Consider the following 9,568-nt stretch of genomic DNA (forward strand, 5'->3'; position numbering starts at 1 on the left):
TAAAAAATGAACTTTAAAGGAATTATTTTTGATTTAGACGGAACATTAGTAAACTCATTAGAAGACATATCAGATGCGATGAACATTGTTCTTAAGGGTCTAAATTATCCAACACATACCTACGATACCTATCAATATTTTATCGGGAGCGGTTTGCGAAATCTGGTTAGTAAAGCTTTGCCTGCTTCTAATAACAATGATGAACAGATTCAAATATGCTTTGACTGCATGGTAAATGAATACCGAAAAATCTGCACGCTAAAAACAAAACCATACGAAGGAATTGTCGAATTGTTAGATAATCTGGCTTCACAAAATATAAAATTAGCAGTTTTCTCCAACAAAGCCGATGAACTGACCAAAAAAATAGCAGCTGAAATATTTCCTGATTATTTTGATACTACCGTTGGTTTAAGCACCGAAGCGCTAAAAAAGCCAAATCCGTTTGAAGCTGTAGAAATAAGCAAAAACTGGAATTTAAAACCAGAAGAAATCCTTTTTGTGGGAGATTCTGATATTGACATGCAGACGGCAGTAAATGCCAATATGTTTCCTGTTGGGGTTTCCTGGGGTTACAGAACCGAAGAAGAATTGAAAACAAGCGGTGCAAAAGTGGTTATCAACAATGCCTCGGAATTAATTTCCATATTATAAATAATGAATTCTTCATTACAAAAACAAATACTATCGATTGCTTCGTTTTCTGAAAATGAAATCGAAAAGATCGATTCTTGTTTTGAATATGAAAGTTTTACGGCTAAAGATTTTCTTTCTTCAATGGGAAAAATCAGCAATAAGATTTATTTTATTCTTGAAGGTTTGGCCCGTGTTTACTATTTAAAAGACGGAAAAGAAATTACAACCTATTTAAGCTGCGATGAAGGTTTTATTGCTTCGTATTCCAGTTTTATAAATCAATCTGTTTCTTTTGAAAATATTCAGTCTATTGAAGACTGCGAAGTTCTTTCTATCACTTTTGAAAAAATGCAGTATTTATATTCAGAAATTCCAAATTGGGAACGTGTCGGAAGAATTCTTGCCGAACAAAATTACCTTTGTATGGCAGATCGTGTATTAAAATTGCAGATGATTCCGGCAAAAGAAAAATATCTTACTTTTCTTGAATCGGCTCCGGCTAAAATAATCCAGCGGACTCCATTAATTTACATTGCTTCATTTCTCGGAATCACACCGGAATCTTTAAGCCGAATTCGCCAAAACATTTCTTAACATTTATCAAGTCAATTGAAAAACGGAATTCAAATCTTTGCCAAAAAAAAATTCAGGAAAAATGAAAACTATTGCCAAAGACGTTTACCAAATCCCTTTGTTTCCAAGAAATGCCATCAATTGTTATGTAATTGAAGATGTTTTAATCGATGCCGGAATCCGAAGTTCAGGCGGAATAATCCTAAAAGCATTAAAAGACAAAACCATAACCAAACACGCACTGACTCACGCTCACGCCGATCATCAGGGAAGCAGTAAAGTAATCTGTGAAACTTTGAATATTCCACTTTTGTGCAGTGCGCCTGAAAAAACAGCGGCCGAAAATGGCAATGTAATTTTTGAATACCCAAATCCGAATCATATTATTTCGAGGTTTCAAAAACGATTTTGGGCAGGAAAAGGACATCCTGTTTCTGAAACCTTGAAAGAAGGAGATCAAATTGGCGGGTTTATTGTTATTGAAACTCCGGGTCATTCCAGTGGACATTTGTCTTTTTTTAGGGAAAAAGACGGCGTTTTAATTGTTGGTGATGTTATGACCAATATGAATTTATTGACTACAAAAGTTGGGCTTCATGAACCTCCAGGTTTATTTACAACAGATCAGGAAATGAATAGAAAATCTATTCAGAAACTCGCTTCGCTAAAACCAAAAATACTTTGTTTTGGACATGGACCCGTTTTATTCAATAAAGGAGAATTTGAACAGTTTATTGAAAAAAACGAAACAATATAATTAACAAGAATTTACAGATTTCACAAGTTTTCATTAAGACAATTCTAATAATTTTACTTTCAACTAAATTCCACTAGATGAAAGTAAAATTACTTACCACTATTTCTTTTTTCACTTACCAGCTCTCTATTTCTCAAACAGAAAAATTACTTCACGGAAAAGTTCTCTCCAACAAAGCATCTCTTAATAAGGTTGAAGTTATAAATAAAACAGCTAAAACCAGTACAAGAACAAATGAGCTGGGAGAATTCTCGATTCTGGCAAAAGAAAAAGACAGTTTACTTTTTTTCTCTAAGGATTATTTTTTTACACGGTTAAAAGTTACATCCGAAAATTTAAAGAATAATAATCTTGTGGTTAATATGATCATTAAAGCCGAAGAGCTTGATGAAGTTGTAGTTACATCAATGAAATTCCAAAAAATAAAATTTGATGCCGAAGCAGTAAATGACATAAACAATCGCAAAACTGCCAACGACCTTACCCGCTACACTGGTGTAAGTGATGGCAGAATCAGGTATTCTGCAAACATGAACATTCCTTTAGGAAGCTCACATCCAAAACAAAAACATGAAATAGACGATCGTTTTAAAAAACATGCTACTGCTTATTGTACTCCAGATTTTTTCAGCAAAAATTTAAACCTTAATGCTGATCAAAAAGAGCTTTTCCTTGAGTTTTGTGATGCTGATCCAAAATCGAAAACCCTTTTAGATCATCCGAATGTTTTGGCCACAATGGATTTTTTATATACCAAAAATGAAGAGTTTAAGAAACTGAAGTAGCTTTTTTTAATTTCTTCCGTATTGAGAAGAACAAAAACCCGGAACAAAATGTTATCTATTCAGCCACCAAATACTGGCATTCAAAATTGTCGCAAATCCTACCCAGGCCAAATAAGGAATTAATAAATAACCTGCAGTTTTATTGATTTTAATAAATTTCAAATACGTTTCATAAATCATCAGCCATAAAAGAACAATTTCTACCAAAGCCAGCATTGGATTTTTTAATCCGAAGAATAAATACGACCAAATAGCATTCAATGCTAATTGAATCAAAAAGAACAATAATGCTTTTTTAACTTTCTCATTCTGCTCCTTTATTTTATCCCAAATCAATCCTGCAGCAACTGCCATAAAAATGTATAGGATGGTCCAAACCGGCATAAAAATCCAATTTGGCGGATTAAAAATCGGTTTTTCAATTGTTGGATACCAGCTCTCAACACTTGGTCTTGTCACCAAACTTGCAGAATATCCTACTGTTAAACAAACAATTAAAGCTATAAAGATTTTTACGAACTTATTCATTTTATATTTTTTTTAGTCAAAAATAATCAAAAGAAAAATTTAAACCGCATAAGTTATAGCAGTTGATTTTAGCAAAGCCAATTTATATTTTCTTATATTACTTATATGGTGAAAAAATTTAAAAACTATCTTTGCCAAAATTTTATAATTCATGTTTACAGCAGCTGATTTTATACCAACCCAATATACTTCAACCATCGAAAACGGAAACTTAGAATGGAGCGCTCCAAGCAACATTGCATTAGTGAAATACTGGGGGAAAAAAGACAACCAGATTCCGGCAAACCCTTCGGTAAGTTTTACGTTAAATAATTGCAAAACGATTACAAAACTGTCTTTTTCGAAAAAAGAAAATCAGGGAGATTTTTCTTTTGACTTACTCTTTGAAGGAAAACCAAAAGAAGATTTCAAACCGAAAATTCAGAAGTTTTTGGAAAGAGTCGAGGTTTATATGCCGTTTTTAAAAGAGTATCATTTTATAATTGATACCCAAAATACTTTTCCGCACAGCTCCGGAATTGCATCTTCTGCTTCCGGAATGGCAGCTTTGGCAATGAATTTTATGAGTCTGGAAAAACAATTAAATCCTTCAATGACTGATGCTTATTTTTACCAAAAAGCTTCATTTTTAGCCCGTTTAGGTTCCGGAAGTGCATGCCGAAGCGTAAAAGGAAATGTTGTGGTTTGGGGAAATCAGGCGAATATTGAAGGAAGCACAGATTTATTTGGAGTTGAATTTCCGTATACGATTCACGAAAATTTCAAAAATTACCAGGATACTATTTTGTTGGTTGATAAAGGAGAAAAACAAGTTTCGAGTACCGTTGGACATGATCTAATGCACAATCATCCATATGCCGAAAGACGTTTCGCCCAGGCACACGAAAATCTGGATAAATTAACCTCCATTTTTGAAAGCGGTAATATAGACGAATTTATCAAAGTTGTAGAAAGTGAAGCATTGACTTTACACGCCATGATGATGACTTCGATGCCATATTTTATTTTGATGAAACCAAATACACTGCAGATTATAAATGCGATTTGGAAATTCAGGAATGAAACCCACATTCCGGTTTGTTTTACGCTTGATGCAGGAGCGAATGTGCATGTGCTTTATCCCGAAAACGTTAGCGAAAAAGTATTACAATTTATTCAGGACGAATTAGTTGTATTTTGTCAGAATGGTCAGTACATTTGCGACAAAATTGGAAGCGGTGCAATTGCATTGTAATTTTCCGTATCTTTAATTAAATTTTTGATTATGGACATTCAATTAGAAAAAATCGAGTTAATAAAACTTTTAGCTGAGACAGAAAATCCAACTATTTTGAAATCTATTCGAAAAATTTTTAAAAAAGAACAAAAAGATTGGTGGGATGATTTGACTGACGAGCAAAAAGCGCAAATCGAAGAAGGAGAAAGACAAATTGAACGTGGTGAATTTGTTGAGTATGAAGAAATGATGAAAAAATTTCGTTAATGAAAAGAACAATAGTCTTTTCAAAAAATGCTGAGAAGGGTTTATCTGAATTATTTGAATACTTAGAAGATCAATGGTCAGAAAGAATAAAAAATAAGTTTATATCAAATCTGGACAAAGTAATTTATCTAATCCAAATTGAACCTGAATTTTTTCCTAAATCGGAATTAAATAAAAACTATCGAAAATGTGTTTTGTCAAAACAAACAACAATTTATTATAAGTTCAATACAAAAAGAGTAGAGATAGTTACATTTTTCGACACACGACAAAACCCAAATAAAATTAAGAAAGACATAAAATAAACATGAAAGGACCATTATTTTACTCAAAAATATTACTCTTTGGAGAATACGGAATTATCCGCGACTCTAAAGGACTTTCTATTCCTTATAATTTTTACAACGGTGCCCTGAAGAAATCCGAAGAGCCTTCGGCAGAAGCCATTGCATCGAATTCAAGCTTAAAACGTTTTGCGGTTTATCTTGAAACATTACAAACAGAACAACCTGATTTGGTTACTTTTGATTTGGTTTCTCTAAAAAATGATGTTGAAACAGGTATGTATTTTGATTCCAGTATTCCGCAAGGATATGGAGTTGGAAGCAGCGGTGCCCTGGTAGCTGCTATTTATGATAAATATGCTACTGATAAAATTACTGTTTTAGAAAACCTTACCCGCGAAAAACTTTTACAGTTAAAAAACATATTCTCTCAAATGGAGAGCTTTTTTCATGGAAAAAGTTCTGGTTTAGATCCGCTCAACAGCTATTTAAGTATTCCGATTTTAATTAATTCCAAAGATAATATTGAAGCAACCGGAATTCCGACACAAAGTTTTGACGGAAAAGGTGCTGTATTCTTATTAGACTCAGGAATTGTAGGCGAAACCGCCCCAATGGTTAATATTTTTATGGAAAACCTAAAAGACAAGGGCTTCCGTACAATGCTTAAAAACCAATTTGTTAAATACACAGATGCCTGCGTAGAAAACTTCCTTCATGGCGATATGAAATCTTTGTTTACCAACACAAAGAAGCTTTCTAAAGTTGTTTTAAATAACTTTAAACCAATGATCCCGGAACAATTTCACGGAATCTGGCAACACGGAATCGATACAAACGATTACTACTTAAAACTTTGCGGCTCTGGCGGAGGCGGCTATATACTTGGTTTTACTGAAGATCTGGAACGTGCCAGAGTTTCTCTGAAAGACTATAAGTTAGAAGTTGTTTATCAGTTCTAAAAACGCTTAAAAGCAAAGTTGTCTGAGTAGATTTTCATAAGTTTTCAACCTAAAAAGTTATTTATTATGAAAAGTATTTTAAAAATAATCAAAGCAACTTTTTTAGGAGGAATTTTATTCTTAGCACCCTTAGTCGTATTGCTCATAATTCTCGAAAAAGGATATGGCATAATTCAAAAAGTCACTCTCCCGCTTGTAAATTATCTGCCGAGAGTACATGTTTTGGGAATTGCACTGCAGGAAATTGTTGGAATAATAATTCTTATTTTTATCTGTTTTATAGCGGGTTTGTTAGCCCGAACGAGTGGTGCAAAAAAACTGATTCACAAATTAGAAAACGGAATTTTAAGCTTTGTACCTGGTTATTCATTTATGAAGAACATGAATGAAAACATTATGGGACTAGAATCTAAAGAAAATTTAAAAGTAATATTGGTTCCTACAGATGCTGGCTGGCAATTTGCTTTTTTAATTGAACAAATTGACGATAACAATTTTGCCGTATTTGTTCCCGATGCTCCAAATCCGTGGAGCGGTTCTGTCGTTTTTACAGAAAAAAAAGATATTAAAGAAATTGAAATTACACAAAAACAAGCTTTGGCCTGCATACGGAAATTAGGTTATGGCTCTAAAGATTTGTTAAAAAACAAACTCTGAATTTTAGAATCAAAAAATATCTTTTAACTTCATTAAATAATTTAATCCCACAACTTATAATTTATGTTAAGCAGACAGCACAAACTTTTAGTAATGAAAATTGTTAGTTTGTTTTCTGTGGTACGCGGTTATAATATTCCCATTATCGTTTTAGCACAGTATTTATCTGCTATTTTCATTTTGGCTCCGGAAAAAAGAGCTTTGGATATTCTACTTGATTTTCACTTATTTCTAATTGTTTTTGCTTCTGCAGTTACCATTGCATCCGGATATATCATCAATAATTTTTATGACAGTCAGAAAGACCTGATCAACCGGCCAAACAAATCGATGCTGGACAGACTGGTTAGTCAGAAAACAAAACTTACGGTTTATTTTTCTTTGAATTTCCTTGCTGTTTTGATGGCATTTGTTGTGTCCTGGCGTGCTTTTTTGTTTTTTTCCGGATATATTTTTCTGATTTGGTTTTATTCTCATAAAATAAAAAAGTATCCGATTGTAGGCAACCTGACTGCTGCTCTTCTGGCCGTTATTCCTTTTTTTGCTATTTTACTGTATTTCTATAATGCCATTTCTTTTGAAGAAATCGAAGATCATATGAGTCATTTTATGGTGATTTCTGCACATGCGGTATTTTTGTTTTTGCTATTGCTGATTCGCGAAATGATAAAAGATTTAGAAAATCTAAAAGGCGACCTGGCAAATGATTACAGAACGATTCCAATATTATATAACGAAACAACTTCTAAACGAATTATTACTGTTTTGACATTTCTTACGGTTTTGCCGGTTTATGTCCTGATCAATATTTATGATGTGGGTTATATGGATATTTACTTTTATATCTGTTTTGTTGTGATGTTTTTTTTCCTGTTTTATTTATGGAAATCAAATTCTAAGGAACAATATTTACTGCTTCATAATGTGTTGAAATTTCTAATTGTTTCGGGCGTTTTCTGTATTGTTTTGATAAATCCCAGTGTTTTGTGGCACGGACGGGAATTGATTTCTAATTACTAAAGTTCTAGTCCACAGAAATTTATCGAAATTTTGAAAAGATTTTCAAAGTTTTTTTTGAGTGCCTCTGTGTTAACTTTGTGAATCTCTGTGAAAGATGCATTATCAATACAGCCAAAAAATGCCAATTGTGACGCTTCTAATTTGTTAAAAATTTGTGGCTATTAATCTAAGAACATTGAACTTAAGTTTTATTAGCAGGAAAAAACTATCTTTGCACAAATTAATGATTTTATGAACAACAAGGAAGGCAATAATAAAAGAGGAGGATCTCGACCAAATAGCTCAAGATCAAACTCTGGTAAGCCAAAACCTCCTATGGCCAAACGTGCGCAAGGGCCGAAAAAAGAAAAGCCAGAGGTTAAAGCAGCGAAGGAAGCTGCGGAACAAAAAGTAAAGAAACAAAACCAGGCTCCGAAAAGACAAAAGGCTTCGGATGAAATTCGTCTGAACAAATACATCTCTAATTCTGGTGTTTGTTCCCGTCGTGATGCTGACATTTATATTCAGTCTGGAAACGTTAAAGTTAACGGTGTTCCTGTAACTGAAATGGGTTATTTAGTAAAATTAAATGATGTCGTAAACTTTGACGGCGTTACTTTAACTCCTGAAAAGAAAGAATACATTTTATTAAACAAGCCAAAAAACTTTACTACGGCACTTGACGAAGGTCAGGAATACCGTAATGTTTTAGAATTAGTTCGTGGTTCTACCACAGCTAAAATTGCTCCGATTGGAAGAATGGACAAAAACACCACTGGTTTGTTGTTGTTTACTAACGATACGGATATGATTCGTAAATTTACTTTACCGAGTCAGAAATCATCTAAAATTTATCAGGTTTCTTTAGACAAAAACCTGAAATTTGAAGATTTGGAAAAAATCAGCAAAGGTATGGTCCTTGACGGACACCGCGTTTTTGTTGAAGAGGTTAGTTATATTGATAATGAACCTAAAAGCGAAATTGGTCTTAAATTACGTTCGTCTAATGTAAAAGTTGTTCGTGCTATTTTTGAACATTTTAGTTATGACGTTTTGCGTATAGATCGTGTGTCTTTTGCAGGCCTTACGAAAAAGAATTTACCGAGAGGCAACTGGCGTTTTTTGACAGATCAGGAAATTATTAATTTGAAAAACGTTTAAGAAAACGATTCAAATCAAGCCATACAAATCCTGTTTTACTTTTGTAAAATGGGATTTTTTATTTTAAATAGGGAAATTCTAGAAGAAATTGTGCCCGAAAAGTGTAAAAATTGACCTTCCTAGATTTGCCTGATTTTTATCATCTACAGATTCGTAACATGAAAATCCTAATATGATTTTGATTCCGGGATGAATACTGTTCAGGATGTCTCTTTTTTGCTCTTCAAGAAGCAACTTTAAACTATCTAAGATCTGAATATTGTTTTTAAGATAAGAAACAACCAGTAGTGCTGAAAAATTAAGGATTTCTCTTGCTGTTTCACTTTTGATTCCGACTTCGTTTGAAATCATTTCGGAAATTCTTCCTTTTTTGTTGCTGAAAATTTCTTTAAGTAAATCATTTCCTTCTAAGCGGTAACAATCGTCAACTGATAAAATTCTTCCTGAAGCAAAATCAACTTCTCCGTAAAAGGTAGAATTGTCACCAACCAGTGTAACTATTTCTTTATAAAAACCCGACTCCTCCGCTTTATTATACAATCCCATGAGAACTGTACCTATTGAAACATCAATTCCTTTTATCAAAAGGGCGTCATTTTCAAAATAAAACTTATTCAACTTTGAGACAACATTAGAAGATATAAAACGTCTAAGTTCAATTTGTAGGTTTGGAGTCATAATATTTATTTTTTAGAAATTATTTGTATCCATTCAAAATAATCGACAAAGTGGGGCTTTTAATC

At 33.1% G+C, this 9,568-nt stretch carries 13 protein-coding genes; 11 read left to right on the plus strand and 2 right to left on the minus strand.

The window, feature by feature from the left end:
- The first annotated feature begins 6 nt into the window (after positions 1–6).
- The 4 genes from DCO46_RS10405 to DCO46_RS10420 all read left to right on the plus strand — a co-directional run bounded on the left by DCO46_RS10405 (position 7) and on the right by DCO46_RS10420 (position 2,751).
- Positions 7–654: an HAD family hydrolase gene (locus tag DCO46_RS10405; RefSeq protein WP_116752488.1), complete on the plus strand. Its 648-nt coding sequence runs from the start codon at positions 7–9 to the stop codon at positions 652–654.
- 3 nt (positions 655–657) lie between these two features.
- A complete protein-coding gene (locus tag DCO46_RS10410; protein ID WP_116752489.1) occupies positions 658–1,230 on the plus strand; it encodes a Crp/Fnr family transcriptional regulator in 573 nt (190 codons plus the stop codon).
- Between the two features lie 61 nt (positions 1,231–1,291).
- Positions 1,292–1,966 carry an MBL fold metallo-hydrolase gene (locus DCO46_RS10415; RefSeq protein ID WP_116752490.1) on the plus strand — a complete coding sequence of 225 codons (675 nt, stop codon included), beginning with the start codon at positions 1,292–1,294 and terminating at the stop codon, positions 1,964–1,966.
- A 77-nt stretch (positions 1,967–2,043) separates the two neighbouring features.
- Positions 2,044–2,751 carry a hypothetical protein gene (locus DCO46_RS10420; protein ID WP_116752491.1) on the plus strand — a complete coding sequence of 236 codons (708 nt, stop codon included), beginning with the start codon at positions 2,044–2,046 and terminating at the stop codon, positions 2,749–2,751.
- Between the two features lie 51 nt (positions 2,752–2,802).
- On the opposite strand, the gene DCO46_RS10425 is transcribed toward DCO46_RS10420, so the two are convergent.
- Positions 2,803–3,279 (minus strand): TspO/MBR family protein, encoded by a 477-nt coding sequence (locus tag DCO46_RS10425; protein WP_116752492.1) that lies wholly within the window; start codon positions 3,277–3,279, stop codon positions 2,803–2,805.
- 151 nt (positions 3,280–3,430) lie between these two features.
- Between DCO46_RS10425 and DCO46_RS10430 the strand changes: the two genes are divergently transcribed.
- The 7 genes from DCO46_RS10430 to DCO46_RS10460 all read left to right on the plus strand — a co-directional run bounded on the left by DCO46_RS10430 (position 3,431) and on the right by DCO46_RS10460 (position 8,825).
- Positions 3,431–4,513 (plus strand): diphosphomevalonate/mevalonate 3,5-bisphosphate decarboxylase family protein, encoded by a 1,083-nt coding sequence (locus DCO46_RS10430; RefSeq protein ID WP_116752493.1) that lies wholly within the window; start codon positions 3,431–3,433, stop codon positions 4,511–4,513.
- A gap of 30 nt (positions 4,514–4,543) precedes the next feature.
- Entirely contained in the window at positions 4,544–4,762 is a 219-nt protein-coding gene (locus DCO46_RS10435) for a hypothetical protein (protein WP_116752494.1), read from the plus strand.
- Positions 4,762–5,067 carry a type II toxin-antitoxin system RelE/ParE family toxin gene (locus DCO46_RS10440; RefSeq protein ID WP_116752495.1) on the plus strand — a complete coding sequence of 102 codons (306 nt, stop codon included), beginning with the start codon at positions 4,762–4,764 and terminating at the stop codon, positions 5,065–5,067. Before DCO46_RS10435 ends, DCO46_RS10440 begins: the two co-directional genes overlap by 1 nt.
- 2 nt (positions 5,068–5,069) lie before the next feature.
- The gene (locus tag DCO46_RS10445) at positions 5,070–6,008 is read left to right on the plus strand and encodes a mevalonate kinase (RefSeq protein ID WP_116752496.1); all 939 of its coding nucleotides are present in this window, start codon (positions 5,070–5,072) and stop codon (positions 6,006–6,008) included.
- 66 nt (positions 6,009–6,074) lie between these two features.
- Positions 6,075–6,665, plus strand: coding sequence for a DUF502 domain-containing protein (locus DCO46_RS10450; RefSeq protein ID WP_116752497.1), 591 nt, complete (start codon positions 6,075–6,077; stop codon positions 6,663–6,665).
- A gap of 63 nt (positions 6,666–6,728) precedes the next feature.
- Positions 6,729–7,685 (plus strand): geranylgeranylglycerol-phosphate geranylgeranyltransferase, encoded by a 957-nt coding sequence (locus tag DCO46_RS10455; protein ID WP_116752498.1) that lies wholly within the window; start codon positions 6,729–6,731, stop codon positions 7,683–7,685.
- A 231-nt stretch (positions 7,686–7,916) separates the two neighbouring features.
- On the plus strand, positions 7,917–8,825 hold the full coding sequence (locus DCO46_RS10460; protein ID WP_116752499.1) for a pseudouridine synthase: 909 nt from the start codon (positions 7,917–7,919) through the stop codon (positions 8,823–8,825).
- A 78-nt stretch (positions 8,826–8,903) separates the two neighbouring features.
- Here DCO46_RS10460 and DCO46_RS10465 read toward each other — a convergent pair whose 3' ends face one another.
- Positions 8,904–9,503: a DUF937 domain-containing protein gene (locus DCO46_RS10465; protein WP_116752500.1), complete on the minus strand. Its 600-nt coding sequence runs from the start codon at positions 9,501–9,503 to the stop codon at positions 8,904–8,906.
- Positions 9,504–9,568: the final 65 nt, after the last annotated feature.

It is taken from the genome of Flavobacterium sp. HTF (genome assembly GCF_003105115.1).
In the GTDB taxonomy this organism is placed as follows: Bacteria; Bacteroidota; Bacteroidia; order Flavobacteriales; family Flavobacteriaceae; genus Flavobacterium.